This window comes from Chitinophaga pendula, assembly GCF_020386615.1.
Taxonomy (GTDB): domain Bacteria; phylum Bacteroidota; class Bacteroidia; order Chitinophagales; family Chitinophagaceae; genus Chitinophaga; species Chitinophaga pendula.
Genome location: NZ_CP077769.1, coordinates 2,641,994 through 2,665,649, shown reverse-complemented (window position 1 = coordinate 2,665,649; position 23,656 = coordinate 2,641,994). Strand labels below are relative to the sequence as shown.

Below are 23,656 nucleotides of genomic sequence, written 5' to 3'. Positions count from 1 at the left end.
TACTTTATCAATGCTGCATGCGGCACATACCGTACCATTTATTACTGTTGTTGAAACAAAACTGGCCTCATCTTTGTTTGGAAGGGCGTAACTATACATCAAAACGACAAAAACAGACTTATGCAAAAAAACTTACTGTTAGCAGCAGGCTTGGGACTAGTATTAATGAGTGCTTGCCAGTCATCCACAACACCAGGAAACACCGACAGCACCGCTACCTTCAATCCGGCTAACGATACTAACATGATCGCCACTACACCTGGCACCGTGTACGCTGACTATTACGAAGCAAAACTGCCGGCAGCATCAGGCCCCGGCCGTATCATAGGCCTGTCCCTCCGCGCTACAGGAGATGCCGAATTGACGACCGACTACCAGAACTATCAACCCGAGATCGTTCAGATAGGACCATATGAACAAGGCGCCGATAGCACCATCAAACTAACCCTCACCACCGTAGGTAGCGGCAACGATAAAAAGGAAACCATGGTATTCAAAAGGGAAGGAGAGGTGCTCGTATACCAGGGCAAAGACTTCGGCAGCGATGGCCTTAAACTGACTAAAAAAGAAAAACAGGTGCCCGAAGAAAAAGAACTGATCATGTGGGTGAATAAGAAAAAAACAAAATGCACAGTACCTCCGGGCGGCCCCCGCGATTGCTACCAGATCTCCTACGATAAAGTAGCACCCACCGCAGACAAAGACTGGCAGTCATTCTCTAACGAAATCGAAGGCTTCACCTTCCAGGAAGGTAAAGTACAACATATCAAGGTACAACGCAGATCAGTAGTGGCACCGCCCGCTGATGCCAGCCCTTACACCTACAAACTACTGGAAGTAGTGAAGTAAGGAAACTACCGTACCAGATAACTTATTGAAACCGCGGGCACGATGATGTAATATCATCGTGCCTGTCATTTTTTAACTATATAACATTTTTACTATGGCATGGATCTATTTAGCAATTGCCGGCCTCTTCGAAATCGGCTGGCCATTAGGATTGAAACTCTCGCAAGGCGGACAGTACAAAGTAACAGGCATTATTCTCGCCGTGGTATCAATGGCCATCAGTGGCTTCTTCCTGTGGATGGCACAACGAACCATTCCAATAGGCACCGCCTATGCTGTATGGAGCGGTATCGGCGCCGCAGGTACCTTCCTGGTAGGCATCCTGTTCTTCAGCGATCCGGCCAGCTTCTGGCGCATAGCCTCCGCTTTCCTGATCATCATGGGCGTAATAGGCCTGAAACTCAGCGCCTGACAAACATGGTCGGCAACATAGCATGAAAACACTACATTTGGGTTCCTTTTGCATACCTAAATCATGCTACATGCTCACGACCACCTTAATCAACATCTTTGACCGGGACCTCGGCAAACTGGAAGAAGAGATACGCACATTCAAACAGGAAGAACTATTGTGGAAGACATTACCAGGCATCACCAATTCCGCAGGTAACCTTACCCTGCACCTCGCCGGCAACCTGCGCCATTTCGTTGGCGCACTGCTCGGCAACACCGGCTACATACGCGACCGGGACAAAGAATTCTCTGCCAAAGATATACCGGCAGCCGATCTGCTTTCCGCTATCGCTGAAACAAAACAAGTAGTGAAAGAAACAATTGGTAAGCTGTCAGCAGATGACCTGGATAAGACCTATCCCGTGAAGATATTCGATACAGAATTGACGACCGGGTACTTCCTCGTCCACCTGCTCAGCCACCTGAGCTACCACCTCGGACAGATCAACTACCTGAGACGTATCCTTCAGCCCTAAGCAGGCACCCCGGACAATTAACTAACTTCCTACTGCCGGTACCAATGCGCACACCAAACCATTGTACCGGCAGTACATTTTTATGGAGATGCCTTGGGAATAAGATTCGTATTGTTTTCCTTTATGATAAGCGTATATCCTGACTTAGTAGCCTCTTCCTCCTGGCTCAGCGGAAGCGTGAAATAAAAAGTAGTACCATTACGGGGCTGACTCTTAAACCAAATAGTACCCTCGTTACGCAACAGGAAATCCTTCGAAAGCGTCAATCCCAATCCACATCCCTTCTCATTCTGCGTACCACTGGTAGAATAATAAAGATGCGAAAAGATCTTCGCCTGGTTCGCTTCTGGAATACCAATGCCATTATCCTGTACCGCAATCTCAACATGCCTCTCATTCAGCAACGCATATACGCTGATAGCTCCCCCGGCAGGAGTGAACTTGATCGCATTACTGATCAGGTTACGGATCACCAGCCGTATCATATCCGGATCGGCATATACCAATATGCTCCGGTTCAACCGGTGCTCCAACGTCACCTCCTTCTGCCGTGCCAGCGACTGCAACAGCGAAAACTCCTGGTTGAGCAAACCCGTAATGTCAAAATCATCCGCATGTACCCGTATGCCTTTCATCTGGCTGCTGGCCCAATGAAGCAAATTATCCATCATATAGGCCGTATTCTTCATGTCCCGCCACAACTCATCCGTATAATTGCGGAACTGCTGTTGCGGGATCTTATCATCGCGCAACAGAAACAACAACCCCTCCAGTATAGCCAACGGAGACCGCAGATCGTGAGAGATCACAGAAAAGATCTTGTCCTTCACCTGGTGCAAACTCTCCAACGCCGCATTCTGCTCACTGATAATACTGTTCTGTAACGATACCTTCTCATTACGGCTGTTCAACTCACTATACAACTCATGCTGCTGCCGGTAAGTACGATACAGTAAAATCGTTGCCGCAAGCAGGATAATGAACAATAACGCCACCGCACCCACGAATACCCGCTGCTGACTGATCGTCGTCAAGTTCAGCCGCTGCTCCTTTTTAGTATCTCGTTCTCCCGCTGCCGCTTCTCCGATTCATATTTTTCCCTCGTCTGCTCTATCAGTTGCGTCTTCTCCTTATTGAAGAAGCTCTCATTCAACGATGCATAATGTTTGTAGTTATTCAGGGCAGACAGGTAATCATGCCGCGCCGAATCCAGCTGCGCGCGATACCGGTAATAGATCAGCTCATTACGCACATTCTGCTGCGTCTCGTTCAAAGAAGCCGCATTAGACAGATATTTATCCGCCACCGGGTACCGCTTAAGCATCGTATTGATCAACCCCAGGTTCAAATAGGCCTTCGTCAACCCAAGCAGGTTATTGGCCTCCTTATAATAAGCAGCAGACAACTCATGATAATGTAAGGACTTCGGGTAATCCCCCGACAACATATGTATGATACCTATATTCTCATAAGTGAAAGCCAGGCTCGGACGGTCCTGGAAAGATAACTTGATCGCCTCCGCCGCCTGCAGATAATGCAACGCCGAATCCAGCTGCTGCAACTTAAGATACGCACACCCGATATTATTCAACGTCTTACCTACCTCCACCTGCTGATGCAGATACTGTTTGATAGGCAACGATTTCTTAAAATACGCCAACCCCTGCTCCGGATGCTCCTGCTCTACATAAATGTTGCCAATGTCATTATATAACACCGCCATCGCCGGCAGATCATTAGGCTCCGCCAATGCCAGCGCCGTCACCGTCAGCTCCATCTGCTTCTCCAGGTTACCATGCACATTCTCCACCAACGCCATATTCCGCTTCGCCCATATCTTACCTTTCGTATAATGCAGACTGTCACTGATATGCAGCGCCTCCTTCGCATACACAAATGCTTGCGCCGGCTGCCGGTTGAAATAAACACGACTTAACTGGTTCAACAATACTACCCGCTGCGTATCCCTTACAAGATGTGCCCGCAATAATAACGATAGACTATCCTGCATCTCTCGCTGCGCAAATGCATGCCCGCCGGTAAAAAGTACCGGTAATAACAATAAAAAAATATATACATACGAAGATGTAAGTCGCATAGCTTATTCAGTTGTTGGCACAGGCAGCTTGGGGTGGCTGTAGCAGACCGGACTGCCGACTAAAAATAGTACTTAATGCTGACGATTCAAAAGCAGTGCTGACGGGCCTTTTATTTAATTGATAAACACGAAATTATATAATCCACCCTCGGCTACATTATAGATCTTGTATATATACGGAAAGGATAGTACTTTCAGATTCTAAATCGACACCACATGCTGGCATTATCAAATATTATCGCTTTCTGTATCGCGTCCGTCATCCTCATTGCCATCCCCGGTCCGTCCGTATTATACATCATCGCCCGCAGTACCGAACAAGGACGCAAAGCCGGCCTCGTATCCGTAGCGGGTATAGAAACCGGTACCATGGTGCACGTCTGCGCCGCCGCATTCGGCCTGTCCGCATTGCTCATGAGCTCCGCCCTCGCTTTCAGCCTCCTCAAATACGCCGGCGCCATATACCTCATCTGGCTCGGTATCAAAAAGTTCAGCGAAAAACAAGCCTCCTCACAAGTAACCCTCCGCCCACAGGAATCCATGTCCCGCATCTACTGGCAGGGCGCCGTGGTCAATATCCTCAATCCTAAAACAGCCTTGTTCTTCTTTGCATTTTTACCACAGTTCATCGAACCGGCCAGAGGCCATGTCAGCCTACAAGTATTCATACTGGGCAGCATATTCGCCAGCATAGCCTGGATATCCGATACCTTGTACGCCCTCGCCGCCGGCAGCCTCTCCGCATGGCTCCGTAAAAATCCTGCCTATATGAAGATACAGGCATACGTTAGCGGGGCCATATACCTCCTCCTCGGCGTACTCACCCTCTTCTATCAACCTGCTCAAAAGAAATAAATTACATGAAACCGACCGTCACCATCGAATACTGCCCTAAATGCGGCTGGATGCTCCGCGCCGCCTATATGGCACAGGAACTGCTCACCACCTTCACCGAAGATCTCCACCAGGTCGCCCTCAAACCTAGCGAAGTAGGTGGAAGCTATATCATCTATCTTAACGACCAGGTCATCTTCGATAGAAAAGAAACCGGACATTTCCCGGAAATCAAAACCCTGAAACAGCTGGTAAGAGACCTCGTAAATCCCGGCAAAAACCTCGGACACAGCGATCGCAAATAAAAAATTATCTGCGGGGCAACAGCAGTTGATCGTTATTGGAAATCCTTTCGTTTATTTGCAACTTCATTATGAAGTGCAGGAATATATATATTACCGTTATATTGCTATTACTGAGCCAACACATATATGCTCAGTTGTTCTCCCGTCCAGACAGCTTATCACGTCGTAAGCCCAGCCTCTTCCCGTTGCCCGCCCTCGGATACTCCCAGGAAAAAGGCCTCGAATTCGGCGCCTACCTCCTGTATTCCTTTTATACAGATCGACACCTCCCGGACACCGGCACCCGCAACTCCACCGTCAACCTGGGTACCACCTTCACCACTGAAAAACAGTTCAAGGTAGACCTCAAAACCGACATCTGGACCCGCGGCAACAAATACCACTATAAAGGCAACCTCCGATACCATAACTTTCCCATCTACTTCTACGGCATCGGCGACAAAACACTGGATAGCAACCGTACCCTCCTGGATAATACCCGCTATAAAGTACAGCTGGAAGCAGAACGTAGGGTAGGAGGGCACTTCTATGTAGGATTCTCCCTCCTGTTCCAACATGACGCCTACAGCGCCAAAAAAGATAAAGGCATCTATCCACAAGCCGACCTCGTCGACAAAGATGGCGGCTATGTCACCTTCCTCGGTGTCACCGGCATCTTCGACAACCGCGATAACCAGAACTACACCCGCAAAGGCACCTGGCTCAAAGCCAACATAGCATACGCTCCATCCTTCCTCAGCAAACATGCCCTCTGGCGCTTCGAAGGACAGGGCACTCAGTTCTTCTCCATATCCCCCAAAAGCACCATCGGTCTCAATGGATACCTCCAGTCCGTTCAAGGCGACCAGGTACCGTTTTACCTGCTGCCCGAAATGGGAAATGACCTGCTCATGAGAGGCTACTACACCGGCCGCTATCGCGATCGTAACTACCTCGCCGGACAAGTAGAATACCGCTACTTCATCGATCCTAAAATACCAATCAAAATATGGTTCGTCGACATGCAACCGAAATTTGCCCTCGCAGGCTTTGCCGGCACAGGCGCCGTATTCAATAACCATAACTTCGGCATCGATCGCTTCAAACCCAACTACGGCCTCGGTATCCGCTGGTTCTACGACGAACATGCCAAACTCACCATCCGCCTCGACTACGGATGGGGCGAAAAACGCCCGGGTGAAAAACGCCAGTCCGGTTTCTATCTCTCCCTGGCAGAAGCTTTCTAAAATAAATCACTACCGCCAGTCCCAGGCCACCACATGCCAGGTCACATCACCTTCCCGGACTATCTGCACCGTCTGGAAACCAACCCGCGCATGCGCCGCAAGCGACCGCTTATTAGCAGCCGATATCTCCGTGACCATACAGTCATACGCCCCGCTGAAAAGCACCTTATGATGCTGGTACAAGGCATCAAATAGACCCATACCCCGCCATCCTTCCCGCACACAGATCTGCCCCATAATATAATACCGCAGATCACCGATCCGCCGGTCATCGATATACAACTCCTGGCATTGCTCCGCCAAAGGCGCCAATAACCTACTCTCCGCACAGGCCGCCCGCGACGCCGCCAATGCATAACCAACGAGCTGACCATGCCCGCGAACAACCGGCTGCGGCATATCCCGCATCATACTGCGAAGCGTAACAATATCATACTGAAAAGTTAGAAAACCCTGACTCGCCGCCGTCTGCGCAGATAACTGCTCCTTCATATTGTCAAGCTGTAGCGCCAATAACTGCTCCGCCTCCGTAGCCAGTAATGTGGATGTCTCAAATGATTGCATAACGAGGATAGATAACTGTTTGGATAATAAACCTATACAAACATAAGTAATCAAATGCTCCGGAAAACCACCACTCCTGTCAAAAGAGTGAACCTACATCGCATTATATATTAAATACATTACCTAACGTACACATTTACACGTTTTTATTACTTATTATTATTTGCTTTGCTTTTGATCGTTTGCTAAGAAATTGTTAACTTTCACTTTGACCAATCCTTTTCATCAAAACAATTCCATTATGAAGAAACGTGTAATCATGCTATCCACGTTTGCGCTCGCAACTGCTTTTACCAGCCACGTTTTTGCGCAGAAAGCCCCCGCAGCGTCTTCCAAATTCTACCTCAAAGCATCAGGAGGGTACTTCTTCAGTGTAACCCCCGGACAATTTCCGGATGTAGGACAATTCCCTCCTCATGACGTACGTCGCGAAGTAGACCCGGCGACAGGCGCCACCACCACATTATCTGAAAAGGTATTGACCGGCTCATACGGCCAGGGCGCCAGAGGCGGCCTTACCTTCGGCTGGAACATCAATCAGTACATCGGCATCGAGGCCACCTTCAACTACTTCCGTAGTAGCAAAAACCTCATGACCAAACAACTGACCACCCGAAAAGGAACCTCCCAGGTACTGGGAGATGTAGCATCACATGGATACGCGCAGGCCATCGACTTCATGCCCAGCATCGTACTCAACCCGGGCTTCGCCAAACTCAACCCTTACGTACGTTTCGGCGCAGTACTCCCGCTATGGGGTAACCTCAACATCGAAACAGATGCGCTGGTTTCCGGTACCGCTACCTTGCCTGGCGTAGGCGCCGTACTGACCCGTACCAACATCCACCGCGAAGAACGGATCAAACCAAGCCCCACCATCGGCTTCCAGGGCGCTTTGGGCGCCACTTATCCCATCAGCCGCAAACTCGACATATTCCTCGAAATGGAATATCGTAACGTGCCGGTAAAAGGCAAAGAGAAAGAAGTAAAAGTGTTCGATCAAACCACCACCTTCCTCAGCCCCACCACCGGACAACCCATCCCTAACGTACCACAGCAGAAACGCGGCCTGAACGACCTCAGCACCGCCGAACGCAACACCGAGTACGTTACCACCATCGACCAAAACTCAAATACCCCCACCGGCCAGAACGCCAGCGGTGGTACCAACTACAAAGACAACAACCGACCTGCCAACGAACTGAAATCTTACATCAACATCGGTGGCCTGGGCTTCAACGCTGGCCTGCGATTCAGATTGTAATTCCTTCCGACAGCAAGGTGCTAAATAAAAAAACACCCGGGAGTACTCTCCCGGGCGTTTTTTTATCCTGTCAACCCAACGATCAGTAACTGCTCGCCAGGTTCAACAATTCCATCGCATCACTATCCAATTGCAACTGCGTCGCCTGTATCAATTCCCCCAACTGCTCCAAACTCGTCGCACTGGCAATAGGGGCCGTAATACCAGGGGTCACCATCAACCAGGCCAACGACACCGCAGCAGGCGTACTGTGATATCGCTCTGCCACATTATCCAACGCCTCCAGGATCGCAAACCCGCGCTTATTCAGATAACTCATCGCCTTTTTCCCTCGAGGACTCTTACTTACATCCGCCTCCGAACGGTACTTGCCACTTAAAAACCCGCTGGCCAGCGAATAATAACTGATCACACCGAGGTTATACTGCTGGCAAACAGGCGCATACTGCCGCTCAAACCCCTCGCGGTCATAAAGATTATACTCCGGCTCCAAAGTCTCATACCGCGGTAACCCCTTCTCCTCACTAACCGCCAGCGACTGCAACAACCGCTCCGGACTCATATTCGATGTCCCGATCGCCCGCACCTTCCCCGATTGGATCAGCTCCGCATAAGTACTCAATGTCTCCTCAATAGGCGTGTCCAGATCATCATAATGCGTCTGGTAAAGATCAATATAATCAGTCTGCAATCGCCGCAACGACTCATCCACCGAACGCAAAATATGATCCCGCGAAAGCCCCTTCCGGTCCGGCGCCATCTCCGCACCTACCTTCGAAGCAAGGACCACCTCCTTACGACGGCCACTCTTTTTGAGCCATTCCCCAATAACCGTCTCCGATTCCCCTCCCTGGTGCCCCGGCACCCACTTGGAATACACATCCGCCGTATCCACCAGGTTACATCCGGCATCCAGGAATGCATCCAACAAACGCAATGAAGTAGCGGAGTCCGCCGTCCATCCCAATACGTTACCGCCAAATGCCAGTGGCGCTATACCAATCTCCGATTGTCCCAATGTTCTTTTTTCCATGGCTATCATTTGTGCTGATGATTAAATATATCATTCTCTAACCTCAAAAATAAGACCGCATTATAAGACAGTGACCACTGTACTTACATTTAATACCAGACTAAATAATTGACAATCAATTATTAAGAATATTATTATGTTAAATAGTGGCCAGAAACCCGCTACCACAGCGGGTTTAGTCCTCACGTCCACGTCTCCCTTTACATTCCTGTATCATTCGTATAAGTAGGGTATAAGTAACCACGTACATGGATATATCCCAAACAGGCATTATCTTGTTACAAACTTATCAGCAATCATAGCTGATGCAACAGTGAACATCATGCGCTATCTACTACTATCATGGCTACTCCTGGGCAATATATACGTAGCACAGGCACAAACCACGCCCACCACCAAACGGCCCAACATCATCTTCATCATGTCCGACGATCATGCGGCCACCGCCATCAGCGCCTACGATCAGACATTGATCAAAACCCCTAATATAGATCGCCTCGCCAAAGAGGGCATCCTATTCCGCAATAGCTTCGTCACCAATTCCCTCTGCAGCCCCAGCCGCGCCGTCATGTTATCCGGCAAATTCAGCCACCTCACCGGCTCCCGCGATAATCAATACGCCATGGCCTTCGATACCACCATCACCACCTTTCCCATGCGGCTGCAAAAAGCCGGCTACCAAACCGCCCTCATCGGCAAATGGCACCTCGTCACCCGTCCGCAGGGATTTCAGTACTGGAACATATTACCGGATCAGGGTAGCTACTACAACCCCGAATTCATCGAAATGGGACAACATCGCACCATCCCCGGTTATGTCACCAACATCACTATGGACCTCGCCATGCAATGGCTCAACCAGGCCGACAAAACACAGCCGTTCTGCCTCCTCATACACAACAAAGCACCGCACCGCAACTTCATGCCCGACACCAGCCTGCTCAATGAATGTAAAGACGACCTACCGCTACCGGCTACCTTATACGATAACTATGACCAGCGCGGACAGGCAGCCCGCCAGCAAATGATGACCATCAGCCATCATCTCTATCCGGGCATCGATCTCAAATATGGCTTGCGCGACACCGCAGGCGCAAAACGCGTAGGAGGGGAGTGGAACCGAATGACGCCCGCGCAACGCAATAAATTGCTGGCTTTCTACGCCGCCGAAGACGATAAAGTAGATACCCTCCGCATGTCTCCCCAACAACGTACCGCCTGGCGATATCAACGATATATCAAAGACTACCTCCGCTGCATACGCTCCGTCGATAATAACATCGGCCGCCTGATGGCATACCTCCAACAACAACACCTGATGGACAACACCATCATCATCTATACCGCCGACCAGGGTTTCTACCTCGGAGAACATGGCTGGTTCGATAAACGTTTCATGTACGAACAATCCCTCCGTAACCCGCTCATCATCCGCTACCCACCCATGATCAAAGCGGGTACCGAATCCCGGGCCATGGTGCAGAATATCGACTACGCACAAACCTTACTCCAACTCGCTGGCGTAAAAGCCCCGGCAGACATGCAGGGCGCCTCACTCGTACCGCTCTTCAATGGCCACTCACCAACACAATGGCGCCAGGCCGTCTACTACCATTACTACGAATACCCGGGATACCATGCCGTAAAACGCCACTACGGCATCCGTACCGCCCGCTATAAACTGATCCGTTACTATTATGATGTAAATGAATGGGAACTCTTCGACCTCCAAAAAGATCCGCAGGAACTACACAACGTATTCCAGGACCCGGCATATAGCAAGATAAGAAAAGAGCTGACCGCACAACTGACCCGCCTGCAGGCACAGTACAAAGATTCCCCCGGCCTGGCACAGCAAATACTGGAAAAAGATAAACAACAGATGAATGAAAAAAATGGCAACAAATACTAATACCCGCACAGCCGGACAAAATGAACTAAATTGCAACCGTAGCCATCATCCTGTCACATGCAATATCGCCAGATAACACCTCCCGAAGAGCTCCGCGAATACGTCAGGTATTACTGGACCCTCGAAAGCCCCGGGGCCAACCAGGGACCACAGGTATTTGCCCCCACGGCAGATGGATGCCCCGGCATGGTATTCCAGCAACCAGATATCGGCACCTACTTTCAATACGATAAACAACTACCGCCCATCTTCCTCTACGGACAGACCACCCGCTACATGGAACTGTTCTGTAAAGGACGGGTAAGCACCATCGGTATCTGCCTGTATCCCACCGCACTCTATGCCGTCTTCGGCATCGCCGCCCACGAACTTACCGACACCTGCCTCGACCTCGATATGATCGCTGCCTCCCAGGGCATCCACCTATCGGGTCAACTGCAGGAGCTCCCCGATATACAACAACGCATACAACTGATCACCACCTTCCTCATCGCACAGATCAAACGTAATAAAACCATCGTCGACCCGGTCACCCAATACGCACTGTCCCAGATCATGCAATCCAACGGTACCGTCACCTTAAAAGAATTACACAAAGAAACACGCCTCTCAGAACGCAGCTTCGAACGTAAATTCAAACAAACCGTAGGCATCACACCTAAGTTATTCTCCCGCATTTGCCGCTTCCAAAGCACCCTGAGCCAGCTGCGTAACAACCAATACGATAAGCTGTCAGATATCGCCTTCGAAAATGAATACGCCGATCAATCCCATTACATCCGCTCATTTAAAGAATTCGCCGGCATTTCCCCCTTCCAGTACCAGAAACAATCCAAAGAAGCCTGGACCGACTTCCCCATGATCATAAAATGATCCCTTGTCGGTTTTGTTCTATTTCTCCCCTGATCGTCGTCATAGTTTTGTGCTATCAAAAACAAATGATGATGAACACCATAATTTTCGGCGCTTCCGGCGGCACAGGCCGTCACCTCGTTACGCAGGCACTGGCACAAGGCCACCAGGTTACCGCCTTCGTACGCAATCCCGCTACGTTCGATATCCGCCATCCGCAATTACAGGTCGCTCAGGGCGATGTACTCGACTTCAACTCCGTAGCCACCGCCGTCAAAGGCCACGATGCAGTAATATGCGCACTCGGCCGCCCGGCCAATAAAACCGGCCAGCTACGCTCCGCAGGTACCTTGAACATCATCCGCGCCATGCAACAGGACGGTATTCGCCGCCTCATATGCCAAACCTCCCTCGGTTACGGAGATAGCAAAGCAACCCTCAAACGCACACCTTTCATCTTCCGCCATATCATCGTACCATACCTCCTCAAAAAAGGATTCGCAGACCATGCCCTCCAGGAACAACATATCCGCGAAAGCAAACTCGATTGGACCATCGTACGGCCTGGCAACCTGACAGACACGCCATTCACCGGTCACTACCGCCACGGCTTCGCCGCCAACGATCCCAAGGTCACCGTTAAAGTAGCCCGGGCAGATGTAGCCGATTTCATGCTCAAACAATTGACCTCCGATCACTACCTGCATCAAACACCTGGCATCTCTTACTAGATAAAATATTCATTCCGCTCACATCACTTATTGCTCACTTGAAAAATTTCCGTGTATGCTTCTCAGAAATATCTTATTAGTCGCCACCGCCACCACCGCCGCACTCGCTGCCGGCTTATTCTATGGCTGGTCCTGCTCCATCGTAGTCGGCCTATCAAAATTGCCCGACGCTAACTATATACAAACCATGCAAGCCTTCAACCGCGCCATCCTAAACCCCGTATTCTTCCTTACTTTCATGGGCACCGTTTTCCTGCTGCCACTATGTACCTACTCCCAGTTCAATGGCTGGCAATCCCCCAGGTTCCTGTTCCTGCTGGCCGCCAGCGCCTGCTACCTCATCGGCGTATTCGGTGTAACCGTAGTAGGTAATGTTCCCATGAACAACACCCTCGAAGCCTTCCAGCTACAAGGAGCCTCCGCAGAAGCCATCGCCGCCCAACGCCTGCAATTCGAACAACCCTGGAATACGTTGAACCATATACGTACCATCGCCGCCACCATCTCCGTAATACTGATAACCCTGGCCTGTTTAAGTCCGGCCAGGGATTAGTATAATCATATTATTATTATAGGGAAGGAGTTTAACAGGCTGACAAAAAAACATTACTTTAGTGCCTTAAAATCAATTCCCAATGCAAATCACCTCTACCAGTATCCTGAATGAAAACAGGGTCCCCTTGGAAGAAGCGCAAGCGCGCATTGAAAAATGGCTGGACAATGTCACTCCGCTCTTCCGCGAAGACCCAAACGCTACTCCGCGTGCCCTTTTCATACCTATGGAAGATGTTAAAGCACTGCTGGCCGAACATCCCCATGCAGATGGCATCCGCGTATATTATGGCATTAAGCCGCCGGTAACAAAACTCCCGCCTTCCCTGGATCCCCCGCTATCCCTGGAAGTATGCGGCCTACTGGTACCAGTCGTACAAGACGACGCTGGCAACCACACCGACGTACTCTCCGGCACAATCAATGAAGATGGCACCGTCAGCAAAGAAAAAGAAGATGACGACAACATCTACGACTTCACCACACCTTGTCCGGTGTATTGCGACAGAAGCAGCAAACTCTTTCTGCCTTTACCTGATCAGGCCGTAAACGGACAATAGTATCTATGACGAAATACTTGCTTGCAGGTGTAATAGTACCTGCAACTGTACTAGTGCCGCTGGGGGCGGCCGTGTATAAGCGCCGATACGAACATCCTGTATCCCGAGCGATGTTTGCATACGTAGTACTATCGGGCTTAACCAATGTAATAGCCAGGGTCTTGGGAAGCTATGGCGTCAACAATCTCTGGGTACTGCATATTTATACCTTACTCGAATGCATCATCTTGCTCTATTATTACCAGCTATTATTTCGAAACAGGACCATTACAAGATTAACTATTTGGGGCATGATCCTGTTCACATTGTTGTGTGTCGTAAACTTTTTCTTTATTCAGTACGGGAATCGATTTAATTCTTATACACGGTCGCTGTCAGCAGTCTTTTTTATTACATTTAGTGCAGGATACTTCCTCCAACAGAGTGGAAAATCTCAAACGTCAGCCTGGTGGGAATCTGAAGCAAACTGGATCAATACCGGTATCCTAATATACTATGGTAGTGCACTGGCACTATTCGCATTCGCTAACCTGTTATATCAGACAGCAACAGTAAAACAACAACTATTGGTAGGCAATATCCATGCAACACTCGTCATGGTAGCTTACCTGCTGTTCGCTGCCGGCTTTTGGTATGGAAAAGATCGGAGATAACGTATTCCTACTGGTACTCATTAGCATGGGAGGAGTGTGCCTCCTCATCGTCCTGTTCGTACTAGTATTCGCCCGCTATCAGGGACGACTGCTCCGACAACAGGAACGCCTCCACGCCGAACGCATGAAACACCAGCAGGAACTACTCGAAGTACTCATACAGTCCCAGGAAGAAGAACGCCGCCGCATCGGCCGCGACCTCCACGATGAAGTAGGAAACGCCCTCTCAAACCTACGCCTCACCGTAGACGTATTCTCCGCTCGCGTACCCACCGCCGACGCAATGGTAGCGTTTACCCGTGACTGTAAACAAACAATCGACAGGGTCATCAAAGACGTAAGAGCCATCTCTCACGACCTGTCTCCCGTAACACTCGAACTGCTAGGCCTCGAAGAAGCCATCGCAGAACAGGCAGAAACCATCAGCCGATCCGGTAAAATCAAAGCCCACTTCGAAAACCAAGCCGGCCAATGCGTGAACCGCCTCTCCGATAACCAGGCACTGGCCTGCTATCGCGTACTCTGCGAACTACTCACCAATACCGTCCGACACGCCGGCGCCAGCGAAATAAATATCCTTTTCTCCGATGATGGTAACCACTTCAGTATCCGATATCACGATAATGGAAAAGGATTGCTGCAAAACAACAGCAGCAAAGGAATGGGGATGCAAAATATTGAAAGCCGGTTATCCGCGATTCACGCTATCTTTGAACTGTCTGCCGTGAATGCCGGTTATTTTAGTATGGAGATAAAACTTCCTCACGCATTATTAACTGGAAAGATATGAAAGATGAACTCATCCGTGTTGCAATAGTAGATGATCAGCAGTTGTTCCGACAAAGCCTGGCGACATTGATTAGCCTTACACCCGGACTGTCCCTCGTAGGAGAAGCGGCAGGAGGGGAGCCTTTCCTCGAAATGCTCGCAGCACTACCCGAACTGCCGCATATCGCTCTCATCGATATGAACATGGACGGCCTCAACGGCATCGCCCTCAACGACCGCCTCCATGCCCTCTACCCGCAGATCAAAGTCATGGTCCTGTCGGTACACACACACGAAAGGCTTATCTGTAAAATGATCGATGCCGGAGCTTCCGCTTATCTCGCCAAAAATTGCGACAAAGAAGAACTACTGACAGCCATCACCACTGTCCACAAAAGCGGCTTTTATGTAAACAGCCAGTCCCTCAAAGCTATCCAGCAAAGCGAGTCCTATCGCCACCAGGACATCCGAAACATCAACAACATCCCCATTGTGCTGACACCTCGAGAACAGGAAATTTTACAACTGATTTGTCGTGAATTGACCAATGGAGAAATCGCAGATGCCCTCAACCTTAGCGTTCGCACCGTCGAAGGCCATCGCAACAACCTGCTGCTCAAAACAGGTTGCCGGAATACGGCAGGACTGGCCCTGTTTGCCGTAAAGTACCACATTTTCGAAGTGGAAGTATAACACCACAGTAACTGTCATCCCAAAATATAGGAAAAGATACCAGCGGCTGATATTCAGCCGCCAGATAACGTATTGTATCATATCATACCGGCAACAACCGCTTTATCCGCTCCTTGTCCGTAATAACCTTCGCCCGCAAATCACTCAACATCGAATACAACCCGAAATACGTCCGGTTAATGTACAACGAATGTCGACTGCCACGCGCTACCTTCGACTCCCGCACCTCCTTCAGATTATATACATAATCCATATATGTATAGATCTCCGTAAAATAAGCCTCATCCCCAAAATCAAAAGTTGACACCGTAAATGGCAACGTAAGCAACCGGATCATCTCCTGGAACAACCCGGAGAAAAAAACAATCTCCTGCGCCGTATCCCCCGGATGGATCATCTCCAGGTTAGTATAGATCTCCTTCCGCCGAACATCATCCTTCAATACCTCCTTATCCGTCAGCAAAAAGTAATGGACATAAAAATCCTCCGGTATCTCCTTCACACAACCAAAATCAAAAATCCCTACCGTTCCGTCCTCCCGCAACAGGAAATTACCAGGATGCGGATCCGCATGCACCTTCTTCAAATGATGCACCTGGAACTGGTAAAAGTCCCACAACGCCTGCCCGATCTTATCCCGGACCTCCTGCGAGGGTTCCGTCAGCAAAAACTCCTTCAAATGCTGACCGTTCAGCCAATCCATCGTAATGATCCGCTCCGAAGACAACGCCGGATAATACCGCGGAAACACCAGGTTAGGAATATGCGCACACTGCGCAGACAACTCCTGCGAACGCCGTAACTCCAGCTGGTAATCCGTCTCCTCCAGCAACTTACTCTCTATCTCCTCAAAATACTTATCCATATCCACCTCGTTCATCCCCACAATACGGATCGCAAAAGGTTTCACCAACCGCAGATCCGATTGCACACTGTTCGCCACCCCGGGATACTGTATCTTCACCGCCAACGCCTGCCCATCCTTACTGGCCTTATGCACCTGCCCGATAGAAGCCGCATTGGATGCCTTCATCTCAAACCGGTCGTACATCTGCGCAGGCGTCTTACCCAATGTCTTCATGAACGTATTCACTACCAGCGGCCCCGACAACGGAGGCGCACTGTACTGGCTCATCGCAAACCGCTCCGTATAGGCCTTCGGCAACATGCCCTTATCCATACTCAACATCTGCGCCACCTTCAATGCACTGCCCTTCAGATTACTCAGCGTATCATATATATCCTCCGCATTCTCCTGATGCAACGCCTCCTTAGTAGTAGATGGGTCCATCAGCTTACGGGTATAATGTTTTATATAATTAGTACCTACCTTCAGCCCGGTAGTAACGAAACGGCCTGCCCGCTCCACCTTACTGGTAGGAATGTTGGTCTGCTCTTTCATAACTGCTATTTGCGGGTGAGTATGAATTTTCCAAAGTCTAGCAAGCTATCCAGTGTATTCGACTGGATCAACTGAAAACTCAGGTTCACCGCCTTCTCTATTGCGGCATCCGTCATCTCAAAATTAGCACTGGTATCGTCTATCCAATATTTTAATACAAACAACGCCTGCATCCAGAACCCGTGCACATACTTGTCAGAAATGTATTTCCGCTCCTTGATCTCAGCAGAAACATACCCTTCCTTGATCAACCCGCTCGCATACTCCAGGAACGCCTTCTTAAACGCCGACAACTGCCGGAGCTGCAACGCCGGAAACTGATAACGGTCCTGCTGTAAAAGAATATAACTACGCTCCGCCTTTAACTGCTGCACCCATAGGAAATAAAATGCCAGCAACTTCTCCTGCGCCGTATACTGCTGGTACGTCTCCTCCGTCACCAACTGATCCAGCGTACGCTGGAAAATATCCAGCCAGATATCCGCCTCTATACTCTCAAAAGAAGAATAGTGCGAATAAAAATCAGCCTCCGGCGATTCGATCAGCTTGCACAATGCAAATACCGAAGCAGGCTTCTTTCCATGCTCTAACCAATAGATCTTGTAAGCATCGCGGATAATATGTTTTTCCATATCCAATATCTTTTAAAAAGGTAATGAATCTAAAGTCTGTAGGGGTGGGTCACGTCTCCGTTCTTAATCCACCCTACAAAGGTAAAGCTCACAGGATTATCGAAACGATGATAATTGTCATGTATAAACAACACACTTCCTATACAAATGATAACCAGCCATTTATACAATTTGTTAAATGTTTGCCAACACCGCTATCCTATCCTCGCTTCCGTCGCAACATGCGGCTCTTTCATAGCTGGATCCCGCTCGTTGATCTACACGCCTCAAACCCATCCACCAACCATCCCTAGCTTTGATAACGTAAACCAATGCAGGCGCCCGGCACTGGCGTCATCACCCGCATCTTCATGAATGCACCGATACCAGCAGACAATAAATTCAACGGAAACCAGGCATATAAGGGCTGTCTTAACAGCAAAAGACAGCCTTTTCATATTTAAACCGGGTATACAAAACGCCTACAACTACCACAAACCACCTCGCATAAATGAGCAAAAATCATCTACAATAGATATACAATAAGTGTTAACTTAATATTAATACACTAACAATCAGACAATTGTATTTTTAACTCTAAGAAGGGAGAAGGGGAGGACGTAATTTTAAATTGTACCTTTAACCTATCAACGAATACCTTAATTCACCTGTATGGCACTACCATTTATCGAGATAATAGAATCGATCACACCGGAACCGCAGCTGCTGATGTGGAAATTTCCCGATGCAGACCGGGAGATCAAAAACGGAGCAGCCCTCACAGTACGGGAAAGCCAGGCAGCACTCTTCCTCAACGAAGGACTACCCGCCGATATATTCACCCCGGGACGGCACACCTTGGAAACGGCCAACATTCCCGTGTTGTCCCGCCTCAAAGGCTGGAAATATGGCTTCGAAAGCCCCATAAAAGCAGATGTCTACTTCTTCAATACACACCAGTTCCTCAACCTGAAATGGGGAACACCCGCCCCCGTACTCTTACGCGATACCGAATTCGGACAAGTACGCGTGCGGGCATTTGGCTCCTATAATATTCGCATCTCCGATGTTGCCAGGTTCTTCCGCGAATACGCCGGAACTTATCCGCGCCTCAGCATCATCGAACTGGAATGGCAACTTCGGGATTTCATCGCACCACGCTTCGCAGAAGCCCTGGCCCAAGCCAATATCCCCGTCATCGACCTGGCTGGCAACCTATCCCTCCTCAACGAAAGGATCAGACCACTGGTACAAGCCTGCTTCACCGACCTGGGCCTGGAAGTAACCCAGTTCACCGTCACCAGCGCCACATTGCCCGAAGAAGTGCTCAAACACTATGATAAAATTACCGGCATGAATATGGTAGGAGACATGCAGAAATTCACACAGTTCAACCTCGCTAACGCGATGGAAAACGAAAATAGCGTGGTCGCCGGCGCCGCCGCTGCCGCCCAACAAGCCATCGTAGCAGGCATCATGATGAATGAAGTCAAAACTAATACCCAACCACCAACAGAAGATGTAACAGCAAGACTCAAAAAACTGAAAGAATTGTTCGACATGCAGTTGATCACAGATGCCGAATACACGGCCAAAAAAGAAGAATTGTTGAAATTATTATAAAGCCTATGACTGAAAAAGAAAAACCTAAAAGCACCGCTTCCTATATCGATAAACTTAAACAACAGGCACGCGATCAGAAAAACTATGGAGGAGAGCTGCAACACCAGGCAGCAAAGATGGAAGTACGCGATTGCCCCAACTGTGGCGCAGGAAGAGCATATCAAACAGGACTGACCGCCTGCGCATACTGTGGCTACTCGTTTATGGATATACGATTAACAGATGGCATCTATATCAAAAAGGAAAACAACTCCTGAATATGTTCGGTTTCTTCCACAAAAAAATAGACTACTCCCCGCAGATAGAAAACATGCAACAGATCCGCCAACGCTGGCTGACCTTCCTGCATAAACTCGACGAAAGAGTAGAAGAACTATACCAACAGTCACTTCCCACATTGAAAGAACTGTTCAATGAAGACGAAGATCCATATAAACGCGCCCACGGTCGCATGCTGGCTGGCATCTCAGGACAACTATCCAACATGCGCACCAAAGCCAACGACGTAAAGGAAGAACAGATCATACCAGTCCTCTATTCCACCCAGGCCGTAGACCTGCTTACTAAAGAAGGCCGACAATTCCACGACCAGGTAGAAGACTTCAGAAACACCTGCTTCCTGGCACACGATCGCTTCGAAGACAAAATCAACAAATACCAGGAACACCTCCGCGCCACCGGCCAACGACACGACCTGGAACAACAATACGAACAGGAACTCCGCGCCTTCGAAACGATCAAAGATCAATTCAAATGCCACCAGTGCGGCGGTAATATCAGCATCCCCGGGATGTTCTTCATCGCCACCTACGTCACCTGCTCGTATTGCCACACCCAAAATACATTCATGCCGTCTACCGGCGCACAAATGGTGTTACATAACGCCCGCGCCATCGCAGAGCTACGTACCGCACACCTGTTGGCCGCATACGAACAAAGCGCTCCAAAAGACAAAGAACTGTACCGCCAATACCTGCGCGCCATGTTCGATGAATGGAATAAAATAGTCCCCGACATGACCGCAGAAAACGAAAAATTCTATCAACGGTTATTACAGGATAGCTTCGCAAATCACCATTACTAAATAAAAATCACATCACTAAATAAAAAATCAACGCATGTCTGAGAATCCTTTATTGGCACCCATCCACGGAATCACATTGGAAGATTATAGCGCCGCTTGCGCCAAAATAGGAAGCGGGCTAAGTGAAGACGATGTAGCAAAAGCGCTGGGCGTAGAACTGCCCGTATGGCAGGAAGCCAATCTGCTGTGGCCAGAACGCATGAAACAGGATAGTACATTCGAGATTGTCACCCTCTTCGGTCAGTACTTCGGCCAGGCAGATCAACATCCAAAATTCAGTGGCACACAACCACAAGGCAACACCGGCGGTAATGAAAATACCACTCGCATCAAAGCCGACAAAGATTTCTACCAGGAACTGGAAGTTGCCAGACAAGTAGCCTACGACTACGGCCTCGATGGCGCACAGTGGATACTAGATCAATACGGTATCACCCTGGGCGATTTCCAGATCGCCGCTTCCAATTGGAACGATCAGATCCATAAAGATATCGCCGCCGATTACCAGGGATACAACGACCGCCAGGACGCCTACCGCACCAAATACCAGCAACTATTCGCGGCACAACAAGGAGGCAACGTCGCTGACGATATCACCTTCTAATACCACAAAGCTATAGAGTAGGAGGTAGGCGACCCCATATCGCCGCCTCCTTTTTTATTTTAACAGGAAAGATAACCGGCCCCCAGCGATAACCGGGCGGTAATAATAGCCAGACCAGGCTACCACATTAAACGCAATCATTGTCGCAGCAAAAGCAAGTAAACCCATAAATGCCCCAATAAAAAGATGCATCAGAATGATCAACACCAATACAAAAGGACGCGTCACCTTCACAAAAACCAAAACAGGAAAAAACAACTCAATGAATAATACCCCCCAGCCAGATACCTTAAATAGAATCTCGTAATCAGACAGCCGCCCCGCCATATCCGTTGAAAACGTATTGACCACCAACCATACTGCATCACCGGTAAACCAATCCACCCCCAATACCTTACCAAAGCCGGAAAAAAAATAAATGATACATAACTGTACCTGCAAAAGCCGGATCGCAAAAGAATAAATAGTACGATACAACAACTCCCGCTTTATCACCTCATCCAGGCATATCAGTATGTTTATAAATAACAGGAAAGTAGTCACCGAATCACCACCATGGCTGAATAGAAAACTCGAAGTCACCGTCATCAACTGCAAAGAGAAAGCAACAAAAGCAAACACCAGCCGCTTATAATCCAGTAAAACAAAGATTAATGCCGTCACATAAACACCGATGATGATATAAAAACCAATACCTTCATTAACATGCAACAGATCAAAAAAACGACCCAATAGGGAAAAAGAAGGGACATAACGTCTCACCAGCGGGTCCGGCATTTTCGCACCTACTAACCCATGCGCACCATACAACTCGTAAATATCGGAACCGATCAGCAATAGGTTGACTAAACAAACAACCGCAATTATTTTTGATGATAAACGAGGCGGCAACACCTCCCCGGAATCGAATAGGGATCGGTTACACCAACTGACAAATTTCTTGTAAATCGTGTTCATTTTTTGTCTCTTGTAATGGTAAATGCCTTCAGATGCTTCCGCTCTATATAGTCTGCATGCCTCCTCGCCGCAGAGAGATACGCATAGCGCTCATAATCCAGGTACACATCCAGTTGATACACCTCCGGGTTCAGAGAGAAAATACGCGACGACATCGCCTTCAGCACATCATTCCTGATCGCCTCCTTATCCACATTGGTCAACAGGAAATAAGTAGCCACAATCATTTTGCTCCTTGACTCCCTCGTCTTAAGCGGGATCGTTAACTCCCTGTCATGATCGTAAAAAGAAAATGCAGCCTTTATAGGCGTGATATTTGGAGAGAAGAACGTATACCCCCTGTTCGTACCTGTATAAATACTGTAAATGTTGAATATCCTGAAAGGCCTCGCATTAAGATAACGAAGATATTTATTGTAGATAACGTATTCGCCTACACGATTCAATCGATCCACAGCCACTTTTGTCTTACTTAGCTGATGCAAACCCAGCATATTAAACCGGATACTGGAAAGTACGTGTATACAAAAAATGACGATTAGAAGCACCTTCAATACTCTCATAGGTTATATCGTTTCAACTATGAATGTAACAACTGATCAAGGGGAAGATACCAATGGTACCTTCCCCGTTGCAAGTAGAAAAAGCAACTATTCTGCTGACTCTCCAGCTGAAGGTGTGCTTGTTACCAGCACAAAGCTGCTGCCGAACAGTACATGCCAACCATAAGTCGCTGCCAATGTCTCATCAACAGTTACATTGATGTCATTGGTAGACACTTCTGCCTTACTTGCTTTTGCAGAATCAATGCTGGCAAAAAGGAAACCGGCCGCTACGGCCAAACCAATCATAGGTTTTACCATTTTTTTCATAAAAAAGGGATTTTAGAGTAAAACAAAATCTTATCGTCAAAACGAAAACGAATCAAAAGAATGCAGGAAATGGGAAGTAGTTGCTCTCAGGCGGTAAGGGGCTCAACAATTCCAGTTAGCATTTCAAGCGCATAGGGGGTCCATTCTATCGAAGTAAATTAAGGTATTGAGGTATATAACAAATCACTTATGAATCTCGTATAACGAAATTAATATTTTATTCTACATCTCCAAAAAATAAATTACATGTATGATATACAGTCTGTTATGAAGAAATACTAGGAAAAATATATTCTCTGGAAATAAATACATTGTATTACAATGTATTTATGTATCTTTAATTACATGGATAAAGAATATATATCAAATTGGACTTCCCAACTTAAGAAAGGAGTACTTCCTTATATCATATTGAAGCTCCTGAATAACGAAGCCTATTATGGATACGAGTTGATAAAAGAAATTAAAAACGTCCTCAATACCGGAGTAACAGATGGCACCCTTTATCCAATCCTGAATCGTATGCATAAAGATGGTCTCCTGAGATTTGAATGGGTAGAACAAGGATCAGGTATCCCCAGAAAATACTACTACCTCACCGACAGCGGTAAAGATACGCTAGTATCTATGTCTGACGTCTGGAGCGTATTATCACGCTCAATCAAACAAATCTAAAAATT

The 23,656-nt window shown here is 48.4% G+C and carries 30 protein-coding genes; 20 read left to right on the top strand and 10 right to left on the bottom strand.

Annotation, left to right across the window (positions count from 1 at the left end; translation table 11 throughout):
- Positions 1–120 precede the first annotated feature (120 nt).
- The 3 genes from KTO58_RS09620 (at position 121) to KTO58_RS09610 (ending at position 1,778) form a co-directional block, all read left to right on the top strand.
- Entirely contained in the window at positions 121–849 is a 729-nt protein-coding gene (locus tag KTO58_RS09620; protein WP_095839566.1) for a DUF4377 domain-containing protein, read from the top strand.
- Positions 850–943: 94 nt separating this feature from the next.
- Positions 944–1,261 (top strand): DMT family transporter, encoded by a 318-nt coding sequence (locus KTO58_RS09615; RefSeq protein WP_095839567.1) that lies wholly within the window; start codon positions 944–946, stop codon positions 1,259–1,261.
- A gap of 70 nt (positions 1,262–1,331) precedes the next feature.
- A complete protein-coding gene (locus KTO58_RS09610) occupies positions 1,332–1,778 on the top strand; it encodes a DinB family protein (RefSeq protein WP_095839568.1) in 447 nt (148 codons plus the stop codon).
- A gap of 80 nt (positions 1,779–1,858) precedes the next feature.
- On the opposite strand, the gene KTO58_RS09605 is transcribed toward KTO58_RS09610, so the two are convergent.
- Complete coding sequence (locus tag KTO58_RS09605) at positions 1,859–2,812, bottom strand: sensor histidine kinase (RefSeq protein ID WP_225860168.1); 954 nt, start codon at positions 2,810–2,812, stop codon at positions 1,859–1,861.
- A gap of 2 nt (positions 2,813–2,814) precedes the next feature.
- The gene (locus KTO58_RS09600) at positions 2,815–3,876 is read right to left on the bottom strand and encodes a tetratricopeptide repeat protein (protein WP_225860167.1); all 1,062 of its coding nucleotides are present in this window, start codon (positions 3,874–3,876) and stop codon (positions 2,815–2,817) included.
- Between the two features lie 216 nt (positions 3,877–4,092).
- On the opposite strand from KTO58_RS09600, the gene KTO58_RS09595 reads away from it, so the two are divergent.
- From KTO58_RS09595 to KTO58_RS09585, 3 genes are all read left to right on the top strand, one after another.
- Complete coding sequence (locus tag KTO58_RS09595) at positions 4,093–4,731, top strand: LysE family translocator (protein WP_095839570.1); 639 nt, start codon at positions 4,093–4,095, stop codon at positions 4,729–4,731.
- A 5-nt stretch (positions 4,732–4,736) separates the two neighbouring features.
- Entirely contained in the window at positions 4,737–5,015 is a 279-nt protein-coding gene (locus KTO58_RS09590) for an Rdx family protein (protein ID WP_095839571.1), read from the top strand.
- Between the two features lie 68 nt (positions 5,016–5,083).
- Entirely contained in the window at positions 5,084–6,241 is a 1,158-nt protein-coding gene (locus tag KTO58_RS09585) for a BamA/TamA family outer membrane protein (RefSeq protein WP_095839572.1), read from the top strand.
- A gap of 9 nt (positions 6,242–6,250) precedes the next feature.
- On the opposite strand, the gene KTO58_RS09580 is transcribed toward KTO58_RS09585, so the two are convergent.
- Positions 6,251–6,805 carry a GNAT family N-acetyltransferase gene (locus KTO58_RS09580; protein WP_095839573.1) on the bottom strand — a complete coding sequence of 185 codons (555 nt, stop codon included), beginning with the start codon at positions 6,803–6,805 and terminating at the stop codon, positions 6,251–6,253.
- A 241-nt stretch (positions 6,806–7,046) separates the two neighbouring features.
- On the opposite strand from KTO58_RS09580, the gene KTO58_RS09575 reads away from it, so the two are divergent.
- Positions 7,047–8,069, top strand: coding sequence for an outer membrane beta-barrel protein (locus tag KTO58_RS09575; protein WP_095839574.1), 1,023 nt, complete (start codon positions 7,047–7,049; stop codon positions 8,067–8,069).
- 82 nt (positions 8,070–8,151) lie between these two features.
- On the opposite strand, the gene KTO58_RS09570 is transcribed toward KTO58_RS09575, so the two are convergent.
- Positions 8,152–9,102, bottom strand: a complete 951-nt coding sequence (locus KTO58_RS09570; RefSeq protein WP_095841633.1) for an aldo/keto reductase — start codon at positions 9,100–9,102, stop codon at positions 8,152–8,154.
- A gap of 322 nt (positions 9,103–9,424) precedes the next feature.
- On the opposite strand from KTO58_RS09570, the gene KTO58_RS09565 reads away from it, so the two are divergent.
- The 8 genes from KTO58_RS09565 (at position 9,425) to KTO58_RS09530 (ending at position 15,823) form a co-directional block, all read left to right on the top strand.
- Positions 9,425–11,014: a sulfatase family protein gene (locus KTO58_RS09565; RefSeq protein ID WP_095839575.1), complete on the top strand. Its 1,590-nt coding sequence runs from the start codon at positions 9,425–9,427 to the stop codon at positions 11,012–11,014.
- A 57-nt stretch (positions 11,015–11,071) separates the two neighbouring features.
- Positions 11,072–11,887, top strand: a complete 816-nt coding sequence (locus KTO58_RS09560; RefSeq protein ID WP_095839576.1) for a helix-turn-helix domain-containing protein — start codon at positions 11,072–11,074, stop codon at positions 11,885–11,887.
- 71 nt (positions 11,888–11,958) lie between these two features.
- Positions 11,959–12,597 (top strand): NAD(P)-dependent oxidoreductase, encoded by a 639-nt coding sequence (locus KTO58_RS09555; RefSeq protein ID WP_095839577.1) that lies wholly within the window; start codon positions 11,959–11,961, stop codon positions 12,595–12,597.
- 55 nt (positions 12,598–12,652) lie between these two features.
- Complete coding sequence (locus KTO58_RS09550; protein ID WP_095839578.1) at positions 12,653–13,150, top strand: anthrone oxygenase family protein; 498 nt, start codon at positions 12,653–12,655, stop codon at positions 13,148–13,150.
- 82 nt (positions 13,151–13,232) lie between these two features.
- Positions 13,233–13,709, top strand: coding sequence for a hypothetical protein (locus KTO58_RS09545; protein ID WP_095839579.1), 477 nt, complete (start codon positions 13,233–13,235; stop codon positions 13,707–13,709).
- A gap of 5 nt (positions 13,710–13,714) precedes the next feature.
- Positions 13,715–14,362 carry a hypothetical protein gene (locus KTO58_RS09540; protein WP_095839580.1) on the top strand — a complete coding sequence of 216 codons (648 nt, stop codon included), beginning with the start codon at positions 13,715–13,717 and terminating at the stop codon, positions 14,360–14,362.
- Positions 14,343–15,152: a sensor histidine kinase gene (locus KTO58_RS09535; RefSeq protein ID WP_095839581.1), complete on the top strand. Its 810-nt coding sequence runs from the start codon at positions 14,343–14,345 to the stop codon at positions 15,150–15,152. The genes KTO58_RS09540 and KTO58_RS09535 overlap by 20 nt, the downstream gene beginning before the upstream one ends.
- A complete protein-coding gene (locus tag KTO58_RS09530; protein WP_095839582.1) occupies positions 15,149–15,823 on the top strand; it encodes a response regulator transcription factor in 675 nt (224 codons plus the stop codon). The genes KTO58_RS09535 and KTO58_RS09530 overlap by 4 nt, the downstream gene beginning before the upstream one ends.
- An 82-nt stretch (positions 15,824–15,905) precedes the next feature.
- Here the strand turns inward: KTO58_RS09530 and KTO58_RS09525 are convergent, their stop codons facing one another.
- From KTO58_RS09525 to KTO58_RS28780, 3 genes are all read right to left on the bottom strand, one after another.
- On the bottom strand, positions 15,906–17,225 hold the full coding sequence (locus tag KTO58_RS09525; RefSeq protein ID WP_095839583.1) for an ABC1 kinase family protein: 1,320 nt from the start codon (positions 17,223–17,225) through the stop codon (positions 15,906–15,908).
- 5 nt (positions 17,226–17,230) lie between these two features.
- Positions 17,231–17,857: a TetR family transcriptional regulator C-terminal domain-containing protein gene (locus KTO58_RS09520; protein ID WP_095839584.1), complete on the bottom strand. Its 627-nt coding sequence runs from the start codon at positions 17,855–17,857 to the stop codon at positions 17,231–17,233.
- 289 nt (positions 17,858–18,146) lie between these two features.
- Positions 18,147–18,278, bottom strand: a complete 132-nt coding sequence (locus tag KTO58_RS28780; RefSeq protein WP_255408015.1) for a hypothetical protein — start codon at positions 18,276–18,278, stop codon at positions 18,147–18,149.
- A 230-nt stretch (positions 18,279–18,508) separates the two neighbouring features.
- Here KTO58_RS28780 and KTO58_RS09515 point away from each other — a divergent pair, with 230 nt between their 5' ends.
- Genes KTO58_RS09515 through KTO58_RS09500 form a run of 4 tightly spaced genes read left to right on the top strand, consistent with a single transcriptional unit; the run spans position 18,509 to position 21,147 of the window.
- On the top strand, positions 18,509–19,459 hold the full coding sequence (locus KTO58_RS09515; RefSeq protein WP_095839585.1) for an SPFH domain-containing protein: 951 nt from the start codon (positions 18,509–18,511) through the stop codon (positions 19,457–19,459).
- A 5-nt stretch (positions 19,460–19,464) separates the two neighbouring features.
- Complete coding sequence (locus KTO58_RS09510) at positions 19,465–19,716, top strand: hypothetical protein (RefSeq protein WP_095839586.1); 252 nt, start codon at positions 19,465–19,467, stop codon at positions 19,714–19,716.
- Between the two features lie 2 nt (positions 19,717–19,718).
- Positions 19,719–20,543 (top strand): hypothetical protein, encoded by an 825-nt coding sequence (locus tag KTO58_RS09505; RefSeq protein WP_095839587.1) that lies wholly within the window; start codon positions 19,719–19,721, stop codon positions 20,541–20,543.
- 34 nt (positions 20,544–20,577) lie between these two features.
- Positions 20,578–21,147, top strand: coding sequence for a DUF6620 family protein (locus KTO58_RS09500; protein ID WP_157753055.1), 570 nt, complete (start codon positions 20,578–20,580; stop codon positions 21,145–21,147).
- Between the two features lie 54 nt (positions 21,148–21,201).
- Here the strand turns inward: KTO58_RS09500 and KTO58_RS09495 are convergent, their stop codons facing one another.
- From KTO58_RS09495 to KTO58_RS09485, 3 genes are all read right to left on the bottom strand, one after another.
- A complete protein-coding gene (locus KTO58_RS09495; protein ID WP_225860166.1) occupies positions 21,202–22,104 on the bottom strand; it encodes an HTTM domain-containing protein in 903 nt (300 codons plus the stop codon).
- Positions 22,101–22,667: a hypothetical protein gene (locus tag KTO58_RS09490; RefSeq protein ID WP_157753057.1), complete on the bottom strand. Its 567-nt coding sequence runs from the start codon at positions 22,665–22,667 to the stop codon at positions 22,101–22,103. The genes KTO58_RS09495 and KTO58_RS09490 overlap by 4 nt, the downstream gene beginning before the upstream one ends.
- An 87-nt stretch (positions 22,668–22,754) precedes the next feature.
- The gene (locus tag KTO58_RS09485; RefSeq protein ID WP_095839592.1) at positions 22,755–22,976 is read right to left on the bottom strand and encodes a hypothetical protein; all 222 of its coding nucleotides are present in this window, start codon (positions 22,974–22,976) and stop codon (positions 22,755–22,757) included.
- 345 nt (positions 22,977–23,321) lie between these two features.
- On the opposite strand from KTO58_RS09485, the gene KTO58_RS09480 reads away from it, so the two are divergent.
- The gene (locus KTO58_RS09480; RefSeq protein ID WP_095839593.1) at positions 23,322–23,651 is read left to right on the top strand and encodes a PadR family transcriptional regulator; all 330 of its coding nucleotides are present in this window, start codon (positions 23,322–23,324) and stop codon (positions 23,649–23,651) included.
- The last annotated feature ends 5 nt before the right edge of the window (positions 23,652–23,656 follow it).